Source organism: Butyrivibrio sp. VCD2006 (assembly GCF_000423925.1).
GTDB lineage: Bacteria > Bacillota > Clostridia > Lachnospirales > Lachnospiraceae > Butyrivibrio.
On record NZ_KE384111.1, the window covers coordinates 33040 to 48980 of the forward strand.

Below are 15941 nucleotides of genomic sequence, written 5' to 3' on the forward strand. Positions count from 1 at the left end.
CGTACCCTCAGGCAGGGCTTCAACTCATACTCACGCCTTTTCCCTGCATCAGGCAGAGCTCCAACCCTTACTCCCACTTCTTCCAAACATCCGGCTGATAGCCCAGTGTGGACTGCTTTCCATTCCTTACCACCGGGGTCTTTAATATCTGCTGATTTTCAAGGAGCTTCTCGAGCTTGTCCTCATCCGCAATGTACTGGATAAGCGCCACGGCATCCTTGTCCTTTGCGTCCGGGTTAATCATGTTCATTATTCCGCCGTTGGCACTTGCGACAGAAGTCAGCTCCCCTTTGCTCATGCCCTTTTCCTTCAAATCGACGAACTGAAACTTGATGCCTCTCTCCTTGAAAAAACGCTCAGCTTTCTTTGTATCATTACACTTCTTCGTACCAAAAATCTGTATATTCATAGTTTGTACCCGCAATCCGCCTTCTCAGGGCCCTCAATTCCCGATTCATAATGTGCCCTGAATTCCATGTTTATCTCTCTGATTTCCTTGAGGCCGTCAATGTATGGCTGATACATATCAGCGAGGCCTCCCATGCATCCGTCACAGGAACCGCTGATATTCCCGATGGATTCAGCGACGATCTGCTCCCTTTCTTCCTTTGTTGTATCCTTAATTAAAATCGATTTCATCATCATTCCTCTTACGAACTACCATCACCGACTCTGCATCGTAAATGGATTTCACGCTAATTATTCATAAATTTTCATTATTTCAAAGCTTCACTAAGGCTGTCGGTTATCCCTCTCGGCCCTCTGATCGCAGTGATTCCGTACTTATCTTTTAAAACCTGAAAAGTGAATTTATCCTCACTATATCTTTTTTCCAGGCGAATTTTCATGAGCGCCTTGATGGTCAGATTTTTATCCGAATAATCATACGGAATGTCCGTCTCAACAACTCTGCACTTATACATCACCGCCGACACTGGTGCGCCAACATACATGAAAACCGTATCGCCGGTCATTATTCCCGCTCCCTGCTTCCAGTCTATCTCTTCGGCATTATCAAAAGCGTGCACAATATCATAGTACTTGGGATTAGCCGGGATAATCCATTCCTTTGGAGCGCGGGTCTTCTTATTTCTTACGCTCGAACCGGCACCCGCTATCAACCTGGAAATCTGCGTTTTGGTCGCAACCGGGTAAATCTCCTTCATGTGCTCTGCGATAGCCCTGCCTGATTCCTCAGGTGACTCGCTATACCTTGATGTGACATAGTCGTAACCCCAGAGATTTTCAGGCTTTGCGTACACCGCGATGGGCCAGCCGTAGAACTCGCCTTTTTTGTTTTTCCTCTGCCTGAAATCCTTCACGCATAGATATGTCTTAGCCTGCAGCTCAGTGACTACGCCGTCAAAGCCCTTCTCGCCGCCTTTCCCAAAACCTGCTCTTTGCTTAACTTCGTTGGAAAATAGCTCATCCTCTGCTTCAAACAGATCCATTATCTTTTTCTGTTTTATGGATGCCATCTCATCATCCCAAAGAGCATCGAAATCATAGCCATCTCGCCTGAAATTAGCGAAATACGGGAGCCATTCCTTTGAGATAAAACCGGCCTTTTTTTCAAAGAACTTACCATAAGCAACTTCTCCGCTTCTGGCGATTATCTCTCTCCACTCCCAGGGATCAACCTCCGGATCCCCGCACCACCAGTAGCCCGGAACAGTACGTTCCTCCAGTGAAAATCCCGGAATATCATTTTTAAAAAGTGGCAAAAATCCCACCTCATTTATGTAGTTAATTGCATCCTGAACTGTATGCAGGCACTCCGGATCATCCCAGTCCACACCATACATTATCCAGGTTCCACTCTCATTTCCCATACTTTTTTCCTCCACTAATATTTTAATATATTTTTTTCCGTGCTAAAAGAATTCGTGTGTGATACTTCTGTGATATTTGTAAGAGTATGATTAACTCAGAACATAAGACAAGGGCAGCCACGGTAGCGATGCTTTACCAAGGTGGAGCCTAAGGTCTGAAGGATAACATTCCAGCGAAGGTAGCGATGCTTTACCGGAGCCAAGGAATAAAGCCTGCGGTTCAGTTGAGGGGAACGATATTCAGGGCGGCGATGCTTCACCCGAAGATATCACATAAACAAATCGTCCACTGCAAAGGAGTTATCTCCACGCGAAAGGATGACATTATTTTAAAGGGGCTGTCGCACTAATTAGTGTGGCAGCCTTTCCTTACGCCCAGCCCCAAGGTATCCATTTGAAAATGCTTGTGTTCGTCTGCGGTGTGATTTTCTAAGATTCATAAATGAAGAGAGCTCTCCTCTCAGCGGTGTTCGTAGCAGTCGAGCTCTCTTCATTTCTTCATCTTGAAAATCATCATCCTCGTCCGAGAACTGCGCATTTTCAAACGGACACCTTGAGGCTAGGCTGTCTATGAAATGTCTGCAAAACACAAAAACCGAGCTTCGAAAAGCCCGGCATTTGCTGTAAAATATGTTTATGCGATTAAACAAAATCTTACAAGGAGATTATACCGTTTCTTCCTTGTATCATCAAATCAAACTTCCGCTCGACATAGAGATTTCTATCCCATCCGATGATCCGGTACGCCTGGTAAGTGCATTTGTGGAGGAAATGAATCTTTCTGATCTATATGGGACTTATGACAGAACCAGAAAGAATCAGGCTACACCGCGTCAGATGCTTAAGATTGTCATCTATGCAGCAATGAACAGAATCTATTCTAGTCGTGATATTGAGTCTGCATGCAAGAGAGACATCAATTTCATGTACCTTCTGGACGGAGCGCCTGCTCCTGACCATTCCACCATCGCAAGATTTATATCAATTCATCTCTCACAGTGTGCCAAGCAGATCATGGCACAGGTAGGAATCATACTGCTGGAACTTGGTGAGATTTCAGGCGAAAACATCTTCATTGACGGAACCAAGATAGAGTCAGTAGCCAACAAGTATACCTTTGTATGGAAGAAAGCTGTATCAAAAAACATGATAAAGCTGACTGAAAAGATATGTGTTTTCTGTGCCGAATGTGAAGAACTCTATGGGATAAAAGTAGTCTATAACAACCAAATCTCATTACATACATTGAAACGGCTTAGGAAGAAGCTTTGTAAACTCAAGGATGATGAAGGGATTGAGTTCGTGCATGGTATTGGAAAAAGAAAGACTCCGCTCCAGCGTTCAATAGAAAAACTTGAAGAACACATAGAAAAGCTCAAAGAATACAACTATAAACTTTATGTATGCGGCACCAGAAACAGTTATTCAAAGACTGATACAGATGCAACATTCATGAGGATGAAGGAAGATGCTATGCTCAACGGCCAGCTTAAGCCAGCATATAACCTGCAACATGGAGTGGATTCAGAGTATGTCACATGGCTGGATGTATTCCCGGCTCCAACAGATACCATTACGCTGATCCCGTTCCTTAAAGACATGGAGGAACATCTTACATTCAAGTATAAAAATATCGTTGCTGATGCAGGCTATGAAAGTGAAGAGAATTATATATTTATCGAATCAAATGAGCAAACTGCCTACATCAAGCCTCAGAATTATGAGCTTTCGAAAACAAGAAAGTTCCGGCATGACATTAGCAGACGCGAAAACATGGACTACGATCCCGAATCAGACAGCTACATATGTAGAAACGGTAAACAACTCACTGCAGTATCCAAAAGAACACAGAAAACAGCAACGGGATATCAGCGGGAAGTAACTATATACGAGTGTAATAGTTGTGATAGCTGTCCTTACAAGAAAGACTGCATTAAAGGAAATAACTGCAAGACAGCGTTTGAAGATAGAAACAAGAGACTTTCCGTTTCTAGAAAAATGGAAGAAAAACGAGCAGAATGTCTTGAACGAATAACCAGCGATTACGGAACTCAGCTAAGAATGAACCGTAGTATTCAGGCGGAAGGATCATTCGCAAACGTGAAAGAAGACATGAATTTCAGAAGATATCTGTATCGTGGAAAAGAAAATGTTCTTGCACAGAGCATACTTCTGGCAATCGGCTATGATATAAATAAACTACATCATAAGATTGCTGCTGAGCGAACAGGAACACACCTGTTTGAATTGAAAAAAGCCTCATAATTTTTGATACTTCAAAATAGAAAAGTCAACGTTGCCCCGATTAGTACATCGGCTTATTAAAGTACACTATTTTTGACAACAGGAAAGATATCCATTCATCAAATCCACAATTCATGGTATGGAAAAAGGGCTTCGCCCAGATGATTTAATCATCTAAAGCGACAGCCCCTTTAAAGTGTCTTAATTTTCTTAGATCAAAATGTGTATGGCCATCAAATCACTCAACTTCGTAATCCAGGCAGCTCCTGATTTTGGTATAGGGTCTCACCTTGGAATCGGCTACCGCTACGTGCTCAGGATGAGCAGCGTAAGCCTTAAGAGCATCCTCATTCTCAAAAGTCGAATCCAGCATAAGATCCGCATTTGAAGATGCAAGGCCATCGATATTTACCTTGATATCGACAATTCCGGGAACCTTTCCCTTTAAGCCTTCAAGCCCTTCCTTGATCCCCTGCTTGATTGTTACTTTCTCTTCGCTAGAAAGCTCGTCCTTTAGTGTCCATAAAATCACATGCTTAACCATTCTCTTTTTCCCTATCCTTTCCATCAATTCCTTATTATGTTCAAGTGCATTGTAAATTCCATCTTCAGAAAGCACTCCGCGCTTCAAATCCCTGGGCAACAGTCCCTCTTCATCCAATGAAAAATCATCCTTCCAATCCTGTCCGGAGTAATAATCATCAAGTTTCTTGATCTCAGATTGATAATCCAAGAGATCTCCCGGACATTCCTCAGCTTTTTCCATTCTTCTCAAAGCTTCATCCAAGATGGACTCCATCTCAGTGATGCGATTTACAGCAATATCTACCTTATTCATCCCGATAGCACCTTGTCATACATTCAATTTTCTGCGTCATTTTCTATCTGAAACACTAACTAAGATTATAGCCGAAAATGATACAATTTTTCACAAAAGTCATCAGAAAAAGATATTAAAAAACATTTAAAAATGCCCTAAAGTAATCCGACCCACCCATCGATATATCATGTGTAAGCGAAAAAGAACATTCAAATGGCCAATACGAATGAAACAAAAAATAAGATGATTAAATGGAGGTTTCTCTTATGTATATGTACGAACTGTTTCTTTCAAATGATGTAGAAGGCAAGAGCATTCACTTTATCCAGACAAACCACAAGGTTGACAACCTTGAGAATTGGCTTAGCAAGCTTGTAAAAGATAACACTATAACCAAGGACGTTGCTAACGCAGTAACTTTCGTTTGGTAATCAATATATAAAAAAGCTACCGGAAGATTCTGACACGGCTTTTATATTTTTTATTTATGGATTACATCTCTGGCAAGGCCTGTATCCCTTATCCATTACTTCATCCCTCGTGGCGTCCTCGAAATAAACCTTATTCTTATCCTTCATTTCCTTCACGCTGTCACAATCAGGATTGTGAAATACATGGGAATTACGATTACCAATATATGAATAAGTCTTCTCAGTCTCAGAAACGGATCTTGAGACGTTTTCCGAATTATCAACACTACCTGATGAAGTAAATTCCTCTAGCGTAAAACTGGTTTTTCCACTCTGGCTTCCATTATCAGAATCTGCCTTCTTTTCTATATTCTTAGACTGATCCGCCTTCTCATCCTGATCTGCCTTCTTATCCTGATCAACAATTTTAGTTTGCCCCGCCTTATAACTCCGATCCAATTTATTAGAACCATCAGAGTAATCGATAATCACTCCGGGCTGCACATTGTAGCAGAACACGTTAAAGCTGACTCCCTTGCCGTTGTCCTCGACGGACAATGCTTCGATTTTCACACCATCACAGAGGAGGTTATTGCCATCGAACACGGGAGTGACCCTGTACATCACATGATTCCCGCTGCTTCTGATATAATCCGCAACCTCGTTTTCATAGGGCAGCATGCCTTCAACATTCATGTATCTGGTGCCGGTAATCAGGTTCTGTTCGTTAGCATTCTCGCCGGTCAGCTGAAATCCGATCATGTGGCATCTATTGTACAGATACGGAGGGTCTGAATCTACAAGTCCCGGATATTTCTCTTGTTCCCAGCCTGTGGGTCTTACCATGCTTATGGACTCGCGATCCTTTGTTGGCATCAGATCCTTGCCGATGCTTGCCATGGCCGGGGTGCATCTACCAAGATCATCGAGCTCGCCATAGCTCTCAAAGGACACCTTCGTTATCTCACTTTTCGTAAACTCAGGCTTATTGTCATTTATCGTGATTGCAGGACTGCCGCTGTACTCAGGGATTGTAGAGTCCGCTGTTTTCCCACCGCCTGCGGCGCATGTACCAAGAAAATTCGAACATAGTAAGGCCGTTACAAGAGTTACAGCGCACATTGTTTTGGAAAAAAATACGTTCCTCATAACCGGTCTCCTTATCCTTTTTTGCGAAAATGGTGTAGTTTCTCTATATACAAGATATATCAATTATCGGTGTAAATATAGTCCTCATTTAGCAAGATAGGAGGATATATTTTCTTACCTCCTGGGTGCGCAACTTCTTGCCTCATAGTCCCTGCGGATATCCTCTTCCCAGCATCCTGAATCAAGCTCAGCCTCAGCATCCATGGCACTTCCCGCCATCATAACCGAGCAGACCGCCTTGGAAACACCTGCGTAAAGCTTCTCGGTTCCCATTGAATCATGCATGTAGTTGACTGCTCTTCCTTTTTTAATACCAAAACGCTGTGCCTCCGCATAGGAGTCGATGTTCGCGCCTATGAAAATAAACTGCCATCCATACTTCTTCTGCTCATGCTGGATCATCTTCCTGATCTGTCCGTATGAGTATCTGCTGCTGGCGTTTTCCATTCCGTCAGTAGTTATTACGAAAATAGTTTTCTCGGGTCTTTCGTCCTTAGGAGCATGCTTGTGAACATTCACAGTGTGCCTTATCGCTCCGCCAACCGCATCCAGAAGCGCCGTGCAGCCTCTCACATAGTACTCTTTTGGTGTGATATCCTTAACCTCTCTGATATCGACTCTGTCGTGAAGGACCTCTGTCACATCATCAAAAAGGATTGTTGATACGTATGCCTTTTCGCCTGTCTCGCGCTGCTTTTTTATCATGGAATTGAAACCGCCTATTGTATCCAGCTCAAGTCCGCCCATTGATCCGCTTCTGTCCAATATATAAACAATCTCTGTATAACCTCTGCTCATCTCATTACCTCCATCGTAATAATCATTGTTTTCTTCCGGCTCCGGAGCTCTATCTGATAATGTCATGTTACTACGGAGGCAAATAAAAATGGTCAACCCGCAGGCGACCATTCTTTTTATCCTTTTGAGAGCGGATCAAGTCCGTAATCAAAGAGCGTTACATCGATTTTCATAACGTTGTAGTCCTTGTGAGTAATGAAATATTTGACCACAACGTCCGTTTGCGAAATCGGAGATAAAGCATATCCCGCAAGCCTCAGGAAATCCACCGTTTCATCCAGGTTTAATCTAAGCCCCACCGCAAGAGAAAGCACCTTTTCCTTGGAAGGCTTGACCTGGCCTTTTAATAGCTTTGAAAAATACTGCTTGGAAATATTGGCTGCAGAGTAAATCTGTGAATTCTTAAGCCCCTTCTTGTTGATAAGCTGTTGCAGATGCTTCTCAAAGGAATCTGTATACATCTCCTTAAGGGCATCATCCAGGGACTGCGTCTTTTCAGCGGCGCCAAACATGGGCTCTTTAGGGTGCATAATAATGGCACATTCCACAGTCTCTTTTTTCTGCACGGAAGCGGGACATTCCATAGCCTCTTTTTGCTGCACAGAAATGTCAGCTTTCATAGAAGCTTCTTTGGCCCTGCCCTTCTTTGCAGGCGTCATCGCTTCTATAGCATCTTTAAGAAAGTTACGTCTACTTACAGACTTCTTACTGGGACCGCCCTGCGTCGTTATTGCATCCGGCGCAGGCATTCCAATCTTAGGGTCGTTATAGATGAAATCCGTATCTTTCTCAAAATAGCCTAATTCTTCATCGCAAATATCAGAGCCCTCAAACTCTTCATCGCATACATCCGAAGCCTTACACTCTTCCTCTTCTTCAAAAGGCGCTGCATAGGGGCTTTGCATCATGGCATTCATAGGAACGCCATCATGCCTGTACTCATCCTCCAAAGCCCCACTCACATACTCATCATCGATGAAGCTTTTTACATCGTCAAAAAGCTTGCCTGACACATGATAGGCATATCCGCCGAATACGACCAGAGTGATCTCCATCTCGTGATCTTCAAGGAAAGATGTGAACGCATCAATCGCTATCTGGATTCCCAGTTCCTTCGGAAATCCATAAGTCCCCGTCGCAAGAAGCGGAAATGCAATAGACTCACAGCCATTTCCAGCTGCCAGTTCAAGGGACCTGTCATAGCACTGCCTAAGAAGCCTCTCTTCACCGTAATCGCCGCCTTCCCACCAGGGACCGCTCGAGTGGATGATGAATTTGGCATCAAGGTCAAAAGCGGGCGTAATTCCCACTTCACCGGGCTCAAGAACTCCGATCTCCCTTCTGGCAGCCAGGAGCTTTTCCTCGCCGGCAGCTTTATATATAGCAGCATCAACGCCATCCCCGATAGCCACATCAGGATTCGCCGTATCAACGATGGCATCTGCTTTAACTTTTGTAATATCGTTTCTGATTATTGAAAATGGCATTGTTTTCCCCTAGTTCATTTCTGCAGCAATTTTTGGAAGTAATGCTAAATCCGCAGGGAGCCAGTCCACACTCCTAAGATCGTTAACCTCAAGCCACTTGGCAGCTTCATGCTCCAAAAGCTGAAGCTTTCCATCAGCTACAGTTGCCCAGTAGCAATTCATATGAAGATGAAAAGTCTCATAATCATAATCAATTACATCGATCAGATCGTGCACCAAGATCTCAGCGCCGAGTTCTTCCCTTATCTCACGAACAAGAGCCTGCTCTGGCGTCTCTCCCTCTTCAATCTTTCCTCCCGGAAACTCCCAGCCATCCTTATAATCCCCATATCCGCGCTGGGTAGCGAATATCTTTGTTTTCCTATCGTAATCATCGCAAATAATGGCTGCGACTACGTTAACAATTTTCATACCTGATTCCTTACTGCATGTATTTCCGAACGTTTAAGAAAAGAAACTCGTGAAAACAGAGCCTACGCCGTTTCTAAACTCCTGTAACATAAGCAGATAGCTAATATCCATATGTACCCCCTCTTGATGAAAACCATGCAAATTGTCGCACAAAAATAATATATTGGCGAAATTTGTACTGCATTTCTATTATAAAACGCAATCCATCATGAGCCAACTTATTTAATGTAATCCGGCACGCAAGCTTCACCTCAAAGCAGCAGATAAAAAGCCCCGAGAATTAAAATCCTCGGGGCCGGTATCTTGTATGATATTCAGTTTTTACTTCACTTCGTCAGTAGAGCCGTCCTTCTTTACTACAATCAGCTTGCAGCCAAGTCCGAATGCTGCTACAGATCCTGCGATAAGTGCCCAGGGTGCAGCTGCGAGTCCAAGAACTCCACCGATAATGCCAACATTTACAGGAACGCTTAAAACAATCTCATCGCCCTTCTTAACCTGGATCCTGTCAACATTACCATCCTCAACGACCTTCTTAAGCTTATCAATAAGCTTCTTAACATCGTCCTCAAGCTCACATGACTTGGGCTGAAGGAGCTTTATAGCCTCATCAGCATCGCCGTTTGTCTTCTCGAGAGTTTCCTTTGCTACTGCATATGTAACTCCTGCCTGATCCATTACCTTTTCAATTGCTTCAAGTGTGATATTCATAGTGACCTCCTATTGTTATACTTGTTTTGCTACAATAGCTACTACAGTTTTCGATTGTTTCCGCTTTGCTTTTGTCTTTTCTGCTTCAACAATCAGGTGCTTAATGGCATCCGCTACAGGAAGTGCATAACACATGCCGGTAATAGTTAGACCAATACTTTCGACCATAAACATTATATTTACCTCTGCGGCCGCTTCCCATGTAAGGAGCACGCCTAAGAAAATTGCTCCAACACCGGCATATCTTTTCAATTTTTTATTCATACTATTTTCCTCCTGAACCCCCAAATAAAGTTCATTAGGGAATGATGAAAATCAGATTTTGAAACCTTTGATTTCATCGTTGTCATCAGAACCGGGATTAAAGCCTACCGGCTCATCTGATACATTAGTAGTTCCTGCCGAGTAACTGTTTTCTTCGATGCGCCTGTATCCGGGATCATTTTCAGGAGCATCATCCATAATGATTGCTGCAATAATATATGGAAGAATGCCTACTCCTGCAAACATGATGAGAAGCACGTAAATAAGTCTGACAATCGTTGTATCTATGCCAAAATATTCAGCTATGCCTCCGCAAACACCACAAACCTTTTTATCTGCGCTCTTGTATAATCTTTTTCCGTTCATAACAACTTCCCTTCTCCTTAAAACTCCACCCGGCCGATTGATGGCCAAGTGGTCTGCACATCGCCTTCTATAAGCACCATCTGTTTATATAACGAGTGCAAAAATGAAATGTCTTCAAAAAATTTTCATTCAGGAAATTTTTCCTTTAAATAAGAATTATCATTAGGAATTTTCCCATAAACAAAACTACCATAAATGCAATAACAGACCATCCAATACACTGATAAAGACCTGTTTTACACTTTCTTTTTTGGCTAAAACACCAAAACTCCACTAAAAAATTGTTCCTGAAAAGCGATCTGGGCATATATTTCATCTTTATTCGGAATCTTGATATCGCTCCGAACAGTTCCTTCTGCATCACAGGGGATTACAATCCACTTTGTCTCGTCATCATCATACCTGTGATAAACAGCGATAACTTTTCCCAGAAATTCTTCCACAGGCGTTGTCTCGCCCAAAAGATATATGTCCTGTTCTTCCCCATCACCACCTGTGACTCCATCAACATAACCATAGTTGACGGGATAATAAAGATTCTTATATTGAGAGTGGTAAGTTCCCATGGGGCGGTCTATTTTCCCTCTGACCACCTGCCCGATAATATCCTGGTATCTGTCCCGTGGCACCGGATTTAATTCAAATCCGTAAAGATCACCCATGTTAAGGCAGCATTCACCGCGTTCATACATCTTTCTTATTTCATCAAAAGTGAGCCATTTTGTTTGCAGGACTTCCTTAGTTGTTGCTTTGCTAAGATCCGGCTCCTTCGTTGTTTCAAAATAAAATGAATCGCGAATCCAGTTATGGCGCTGCCCGTCAAATGTGGTGGCTACTTTTGTCGCCAGAATTGTTGCTGACTCAGGCTCCAGTTCGATGCCTACTTCCTCATATACTTCTCGCAGGGCTGCATCAAGACTTGAATCACCTGCTATTGAATGCCCTGCTACTGTTTCCCATTTCAAAGGATCTACTTCTTTATCTGCAACTCTCTGCGATATCAGATATTTTCCGTTCTCCGGATTCTTTATCCAAACCATAACCCATAGATGGAATTCGTCGTCTAACAGATTACCTTGCTCCCCACGCACACAGGTCTTACCGGTTAATCGCCTGTCTATAGTATAAACATCCCACAACTCACTCATCAGTTCCCTCCTGAATTAAAATGGCGCAGCAAATAATTATTCTTTAGCAGCCATTTCAACGTTAATAAGCTCCTCACTCTTTGTTGTCCAAATATTTCATGATGGTCTCAAGCCCTTCCGTCGGTACACAGAAAGTGCCATCGCGGTGCTTGCAACCCTCACGGACCTCCTCAATATCAAACCATTTCACTTCTTCCACTTCCTCAGTCTGCAAAACAAGCTTAGTCTCATCCACAGGCTTCTCATAAGCATATACAAAAGCAACCTCATTGTCCCTGAACATCTTTCCGTGGAATTCCATCTCGTATTTTATATGAAACTTCCCGGCAAAAGTAAGATCACCCTCATTAGTTCTTATTCCAAGCTCCTCAAACAATTCCCTCTGGGCTGACTCTAACGGATCATCGCCCGCCTGGATATGACCGGCAGAAGATGTGTCATACATTGAAGGAAAAGACTCCTTCTCAGCGCTGCGCTTCTGAAGCAGTACCTGATATGAATCTCCCTTTTTTCTTACAATCCAAATATGGGCCGTTCTGTGCGAGATGCCCTTATCATGAGCCTCGCTCCTACTGACTGTTTCCCCTGTAGGTATTCCATTTTCATCTGTAATATCAAAGAACTCCATTTTATCCCCCTCAGTCTAATACTGTTTTAATTACTTTCCTCATTCCTCTCCGCCAAGTCCATAATAGAGCATTTCATTGTACCTGGCATTGGCCGCCTCAGCAGCTTTCTTGTTATGCCAGGCTTCAATATCGCTGCAAATAGCCAGCATCTCATCCACAACCAATTCCGCGGATCGAGGCTTTACGTTATAAAGATATGCCAGCATCCTGTCCATAGCCTTGGGGCTTCCAAGCTGCTTTGCAACCTGCTCGCCAAGCTCCTCGGGAAATCCCAGCTGCTTTAATGCAGCCACCAATTCATCGCGCTTTCTGGCCCATTCCATCCGATTATCTGTCATCATATCAGCACTCCTTGAAAGTGGTCGATTTCATGCTGGATTATCTGAGCCGTGAAATCACTGTATTTCCCATGCTTAGGCTTAAAGTCCTGATCTAAGTAATCGACCTCGATCTCTTTGTACCTGGTGCAGGGTCTCACTCCATCCAAAGAAAGACAACTCTCCTCCGTCTGATACTCCCCAGTCTTCTTTGTAATCACCGGATTTATCATAGGAAAAATGAACGGCCCCATGGCAACAACAATGATCTGCTTCTTTACCCCAATCATGTTGGCTGCCATGCCCACACACCTATCCTGATTAGCTCTTAATGTATCCAAAAGATCCTCTACAACCTGCTTGTCAGCCTCTGTTGCCGGCTCTGACTTTTGTTGTAAAAAGAACTGATCTCTGACAATCTTCTTAACCATATGCTTCCCTCTTACATTTTTCCTTTGACCATATCAGAAAACTGATAATTCTTCAAATGTATGGTTTTAACATGAGATTAATTATGCTCATTCCAGTAATCCTCAGCTGCATCATATGCCTCATCTTCATCATCAAAGTCATCTTCGTAATCGTAGAATTCCTCATACTTATCATCCGCAAAATCCTGAGCTGATTTGTAATCATGGACATTATAGGGATCATAGGTCTTACTCTTTTTCGTTTTTGACTTGCCGGAACTATAACTCTTAGTCGTATTAGATTCGGACGATGCGCTTTTCTTTGTGGAGGTATTCTTCTTCGATACCTGAATTCTTGCCTTCAGATCACTCTCTTTCTCAAAATCCTTTACCTTTTCACCATAGTAGAAGAACACATAAAGCTCAGCCGTATTATCTGCTGTATTCTTATCTGTGAGTAAATACCTTCCATCCGTCCTATGCTTGTAATCAAAAGAATAGGTTCTATTCTCTGTTTTAAAGGTGAAATACTCGAGTGTGCAAAAATGCTCTATCTCAACCTCCGTGCCCTTATAATCCATGCTGTATCCAATTTTGTTATTATTGAAAAATTCCACATATCTGCTGTGATTGTATGCATTCTGAAGCCTTGAAATATATTCTTCCGAAATAGAAACAAACATCTCACACTTTTTAAACTCATCCATGTCATCAATCGCATCATCAAGATACACTATCAAATGCACTTCATTATTCTGTTTATAAATATAGCTGGACCAATCACCATCATTGTAATAGCACTTCGCTTCTACAGATTTTACATTCGCGTTACCGGAATCCTTGTAAAATTCCGGATCCTCAACCATTGCCTTATGTTCATTCCTGGCCGCATCAAGCTCATTATCCCGCCTCTCGGCATCCAGTCTTTCCTTAGTTTTAAGCGCAAAAATCAGACCTGCATAAGCCACAATTAGTACAACTATGATAATTGTTTTTCTTAACTTCTCTGCTTGCATTCTAATCCTCCGCAGTTCCCCGGCAGATTTTCCCAAACACCCAAATCAAAAAGTACATTAGCAGAATCACCATAACAGTCAGTGCCGCATATCCAATAAGATATCCCGGATTCCCCATGAATGATTCAAGCCATGAGAGCGGACTTCCCGGCACAGGCCAGTTTAGGAAGAAATAGTTACAGCCATATTTTTTATCAAATATATAAACCGGTGGAACCAGTATCATCAGGAAAATCAGATTGTACTGGATGTGCTTTATTGATGGTGATATCTCGTTGCAGCTTCTGATAAGCATAGGATATAGCAAAAGCAGCCCGTGCCATGCATAACTATAGATGTTCATGAAATTCCAAACCGGATAGTAAATAGTCCAGTCCGCGAACAGCAAAGCCGCCATTGACGCAGGCATAATTATGATGAATGCTATCTCTCCCAGAACATTCTTCGCATTTTTACACGGCAGATATTCCCGCAGCAGAAAAACAAATATACCAATGCTACAAATATGGAGCGGAAGATATCCTATTCCAAATCTGTGTACAGATACAAGAAACAGATCCTTGAAAATCTCCATAATGACCATCACAACCGGAATTTTCTTCTGAATCTGTCTCCTCCTTTTATCTTCACATCTGCAAATAGCAACCAGCAAAAATATCGTAAGGGCCAAGGTTATAGCCACACTTAATAGATGTGCTGCTCCAAACAACGGATAGCCCATCCCCTGTGGTATATCATCCTGCTGCCTCCAGAAATACTCCATCCCCTGAATCTCCTCGTTTGCCCACTAATCCTCCAAGCTATCCCCGTCAGAAGTCAAAGTCATCAAAAGGTCCAACCATAATTTACCTCCTTATAACCAAAAAATCTCAATCATCCAAAAGCCGCTTAAGAAGCTGCTCCTTATTCTCAATAAACATCTTGGTAATCTGATAACTATCAGTTTCCTCATACTCAACAGGATGAATCTGTCCATCATCAAAGCTTAAGATCTCAGCACCTGGAATTCCCAAAAGAATCGGCGAGTGTGTAACCATAATAAACTGAGCATCTTCTTTTGCACAGTTCACAATCTCCAGCAAAAGAGTAAGCTGTCTCTGCGGTGACAATGCTGCCTCCGGCTCGTCCAAAAGATACAAACCGTGACTCTTAAAATTACTCTGAGCCAGCTGTAAAAAGCTCTCCCCATGTGATCGCTGGTGAAAATGTTGCGGCACACCACCGAGCATACTGTACTCTTCCTCTGCCGATGCCACATTGTAAAAGCTCTCTGCCCTCAAAAAATATCCCCATCCAGGCTTGTTAAATCCTCGTGAAAGTCTAATTGCATTACACAATTCTGAATGTGAATCATAAGTTGAAAAATTATAATTCTTCGTGCCCCCTTCCGGATTAAAACCATAATTCACCGCTATAGCCTCAAGCATGGTTGACTTTCCGCTTCCGTTTTCTCCAACAAAGATTGTTATGTTCTTGTGAAATTCCAGATAATCCAACCCATTTATAGCTTCAATTCCACGAAGGTAGCTACATTCATCTATATCATCCCAGTTAATGCTCACCGCCTGTATAGGCAAGCTTATTCCGTCCTCTAACAAATCCCTTCCTCCAAAACAACATACCATTAATCCTTAACCTGACCCGACATATACATTATGCACCTTGAAGTGTCCCATATAAACCACAGCATATTTTTCTAAGTTACTATTCACACTTTCCCAGATATGGTGTCCTTCACATAAAGAGATTTTGAACATTTCATAATGCCAAGAAAGCCAGAAAAAATCTGACTTTTTGGGCATTTTTATTGCAATAAACATCTTTATGTGTTATGCTATACACATAAAGATAAAGGAGGCAAACTATGGGAATTGTATATCAGACTGACAAAAGATCCGGAATCACATATGCCTATGAAAATCAATCATT

20 protein-coding genes and 1 pseudogene are annotated in these 15941 nt (G+C 42.5%); 2 read left to right on the plus strand and 19 right to left on the minus strand.

The genetic code is table 11. The features are described from left to right. Positions 1–67 precede the first annotated feature (67 nt). The 3 genes from G586_RS0120885 to G586_RS27435 all read right to left on the minus strand — a co-directional run bounded on the left by G586_RS0120885 (position 68) and on the right by G586_RS27435 (position 1832). Positions 68–409 carry an arsenate reductase family protein gene (locus G586_RS0120885; protein ID WP_026529256.1) on the minus strand — a complete coding sequence of 114 codons (342 nt, stop codon included), beginning with the start codon at positions 407–409 and terminating at the stop codon, positions 68–70. After that, positions 406–639: a hypothetical protein gene (locus tag G586_RS0120890; RefSeq protein ID WP_026529257.1), complete on the minus strand. Its 234-nt coding sequence runs from the start codon at positions 637–639 to the stop codon at positions 406–408. The genes G586_RS0120885 and G586_RS0120890 overlap by 4 nt, the downstream gene beginning before the upstream one ends. A gap of 77 nt (positions 640–716) precedes the next feature. Next, positions 717–1832, minus strand: coding sequence for an AlkZ-related protein (locus G586_RS27435; RefSeq protein ID WP_330363307.1), 1116 nt, complete (start codon positions 1830–1832; stop codon positions 717–719). A 636-nt stretch (positions 1833–2468) separates the two neighbouring features. Between G586_RS27435 and G586_RS0120900 the strand changes: the two genes are divergently transcribed. Beyond that, positions 2469–4097, plus strand: coding sequence for an IS1182 family transposase (locus tag G586_RS0120900; RefSeq protein ID WP_026529258.1), 1629 nt, complete (start codon positions 2469–2471; stop codon positions 4095–4097). 217 nt (positions 4098–4314) lie between these two features. On the opposite strand, the gene G586_RS27595 is transcribed toward G586_RS0120900, so the two are convergent. Both G586_RS27595 and G586_RS27600 read right to left on the minus strand, forming a co-directional pair. After that, complete coding sequence (locus G586_RS27595; protein ID WP_026529259.1) at positions 4315–4620, minus strand: Dabb family protein; 306 nt, start codon at positions 4618–4620, stop codon at positions 4315–4317. A gap of 27 nt (positions 4621–4647) precedes the next feature. Further along, a pseudogene (locus G586_RS27600) lies at positions 4648–4914 on the minus strand (DUF4298 domain-containing protein); the annotation flags it as partial. A 248-nt stretch (positions 4915–5162) separates the two neighbouring features. Here G586_RS27600 and G586_RS26480 point away from each other — a divergent pair. Next, entirely contained in the window at positions 5163–5327 is a 165-nt protein-coding gene (locus tag G586_RS26480) for a hypothetical protein (protein ID WP_155834330.1), read from the plus strand. A gap of 54 nt (positions 5328–5381) precedes the next feature. Here G586_RS26480 and G586_RS0120915 read toward each other — a convergent pair whose 3' ends face one another. The 14 genes from G586_RS0120915 to G586_RS0120985 form a co-directional block, all read right to left on the minus strand. Beyond that, entirely contained in the window at positions 5382–6455 is a 1074-nt protein-coding gene (locus G586_RS0120915; protein WP_035773877.1) for a DNA/RNA non-specific endonuclease, read from the minus strand. A 114-nt stretch (positions 6456–6569) separates the two neighbouring features. Then, entirely contained in the window at positions 6570–7319 is a 750-nt protein-coding gene (locus G586_RS0120920; RefSeq protein WP_330363309.1) for a vWA domain-containing protein, read from the minus strand. A gap of 50 nt (positions 7320–7369) precedes the next feature. Continuing rightward, complete coding sequence (locus G586_RS27180) at positions 7370–8740, minus strand: macro domain-containing protein (protein ID WP_026529262.1); 1371 nt, start codon at positions 8738–8740, stop codon at positions 7370–7372. Between the two features lie 9 nt (positions 8741–8749). Next, positions 8750–9151, minus strand: a complete 402-nt coding sequence (locus G586_RS0120930) for a (deoxy)nucleoside triphosphate pyrophosphohydrolase (RefSeq protein WP_026529263.1) — start codon at positions 9149–9151, stop codon at positions 8750–8752. Positions 9152–9472: 321 nt separating this feature from the next. After that, positions 9473–9862: a DUF4342 domain-containing protein gene (locus tag G586_RS24345; protein ID WP_051204995.1), complete on the minus strand. Its 390-nt coding sequence runs from the start codon at positions 9860–9862 to the stop codon at positions 9473–9475. A gap of 15 nt (positions 9863–9877) precedes the next feature. Next, positions 9878–10126 (minus strand): hypothetical protein, encoded by a 249-nt coding sequence (locus G586_RS0120940; protein WP_026529264.1) that lies wholly within the window; start codon positions 10124–10126, stop codon positions 9878–9880. A gap of 51 nt (positions 10127–10177) precedes the next feature. Next, positions 10178–10492 carry a PspC domain-containing protein gene (locus G586_RS27445; protein ID WP_081674513.1) on the minus strand — a complete coding sequence of 105 codons (315 nt, stop codon included), beginning with the start codon at positions 10490–10492 and terminating at the stop codon, positions 10178–10180. 254 nt (positions 10493–10746) lie between these two features. Continuing rightward, on the minus strand, positions 10747–11640 hold the full coding sequence (locus G586_RS25915) for an NUDIX domain-containing protein (RefSeq protein ID WP_081674514.1): 894 nt from the start codon (positions 11638–11640) through the stop codon (positions 10747–10749). A gap of 73 nt (positions 11641–11713) precedes the next feature. Next, positions 11714–12268, minus strand: a complete 555-nt coding sequence (locus G586_RS0120960) for an NUDIX hydrolase (RefSeq protein WP_026529265.1) — start codon at positions 12266–12268, stop codon at positions 11714–11716. 39 nt (positions 12269–12307) lie between these two features. After that, on the minus strand, positions 12308–12610 hold the full coding sequence (locus G586_RS0120965) for a DUF3685 domain-containing protein (protein ID WP_242832080.1): 303 nt from the start codon (positions 12608–12610) through the stop codon (positions 12308–12310). Then, positions 12607–13017, minus strand: a complete 411-nt coding sequence (locus G586_RS0120970; protein WP_026529267.1) for a peptide deformylase — start codon at positions 13015–13017, stop codon at positions 12607–12609. The genes G586_RS0120965 and G586_RS0120970 overlap by 4 nt, the downstream gene beginning before the upstream one ends. A gap of 77 nt (positions 13018–13094) precedes the next feature. Then, positions 13095–14012, minus strand: coding sequence for a hypothetical protein (locus G586_RS0120975; RefSeq protein WP_026529268.1), 918 nt, complete (start codon positions 14010–14012; stop codon positions 13095–13097). A 1-nt stretch (position 14013) separates the two neighbouring features. Then, on the minus strand, positions 14014–14775 hold the full coding sequence (locus G586_RS0120980) for a YwaF family protein (protein WP_026529269.1): 762 nt from the start codon (positions 14773–14775) through the stop codon (positions 14014–14016). 106 nt (positions 14776–14881) lie between these two features. Then, positions 14882–15610 (minus strand): AAA family ATPase, encoded by a 729-nt coding sequence (locus G586_RS0120985; protein WP_242832081.1) that lies wholly within the window; start codon positions 15608–15610, stop codon positions 14882–14884. Positions 15611–15941 lie beyond the last annotated feature (331 nt).

Coding starts and splice junctions, on each gene's coding strand:
- G586_RS0120940 (WP_026529264.1), bottom strand. CDS start 10,126: ATGAATAAAAAATTGAAAAGATATGCCGGTGTTGGAGCAATTTTCTTA.
- G586_RS0120965 (WP_242832080.1), bottom strand. CDS start 12,610: ATGATGACAGATAATCGGATGGAATGGGCCAGAAAGCGCGATGAATTG.
- G586_RS0120885 (WP_026529256.1), bottom strand. CDS start 409: ATGAATATACAGATTTTTGGTACGAAGAAGTGTAATGATACAAAGAAA.
- G586_RS25915 (WP_081674514.1), bottom strand. CDS start 11,640: ATGAGTGAGTTGTGGGATGTTTATACTATAGACAGGCGATTAACCGGT.
- G586_RS0120970 (WP_026529267.1), bottom strand. CDS start 13,017: ATGGTTAAGAAGATTGTCAGAGATCAGTTCTTTTTACAACAAAAGTCA.
- G586_RS26480 (WP_155834330.1), top strand. CDS start 5,163: ATGTATATGTACGAACTGTTTCTTTCAAATGATGTAGAAGGCAAGAGC.
- G586_RS0120980 (WP_026529269.1), bottom strand. CDS start 14,775: ATGGAGTATTTCTGGAGGCAGCAGGATGATATACCACAGGGGATGGGC.
- G586_RS27180 (WP_026529262.1), bottom strand. CDS start 8,740: ATGCCATTTTCAATAATCAGAAACGATATTACAAAAGTTAAAGCAGAT.
- G586_RS0120890 (WP_026529257.1), bottom strand. CDS start 639: ATGAAATCGATTTTAATTAAGGATACAACAAAGGAAGAAAGGGAGCAG.
- G586_RS0120900 (WP_026529258.1), top strand. CDS start 2,469: ATGCGATTAAACAAAATCTTACAAGGAGATTATACCGTTTCTTCCTTG.
- G586_RS0120930 (WP_026529263.1), bottom strand. CDS start 9,151: ATGAAAATTGTTAACGTAGTCGCAGCCATTATTTGCGATGATTACGAT.
- G586_RS0120960 (WP_026529265.1), bottom strand. CDS start 12,268: ATGGAGTTCTTTGATATTACAGATGAAAATGGAATACCTACAGGGGAA.
- G586_RS0120975 (WP_026529268.1), bottom strand. CDS start 14,012: ATGCAAGCAGAGAAGTTAAGAAAAACAATTATCATAGTTGTACTAATT.
- G586_RS27445 (WP_081674513.1), bottom strand. CDS start 10,492: ATGAACGGAAAAAGATTATACAAGAGCGCAGATAAAAAGGTTTGTGGT.
- G586_RS0120920 (WP_330363309.1), bottom strand. CDS start 7,319: ATGACATTATCAGATAGAGCTCCGGAGCCGGAAGAAAACAATGATTAT.
- G586_RS27595 (WP_026529259.1), bottom strand. CDS start 4,620: ATGGTTAAGCATGTGATTTTATGGACACTAAAGGACGAGCTTTCTAGC.
- G586_RS0120915 (WP_035773877.1), bottom strand. CDS start 6,455: ATGAGGAACGTATTTTTTTCCAAAACAATGTGCGCTGTAACTCTTGTA.
- G586_RS24345 (WP_051204995.1), bottom strand. CDS start 9,862: ATGAATATCACACTTGAAGCAATTGAAAAGGTAATGGATCAGGCAGGA.
- G586_RS27435 (WP_330363307.1), bottom strand. CDS start 1,832: ATGGGAAATGAGAGTGGAACCTGGATAATGTATGGTGTGGACTGGGAT.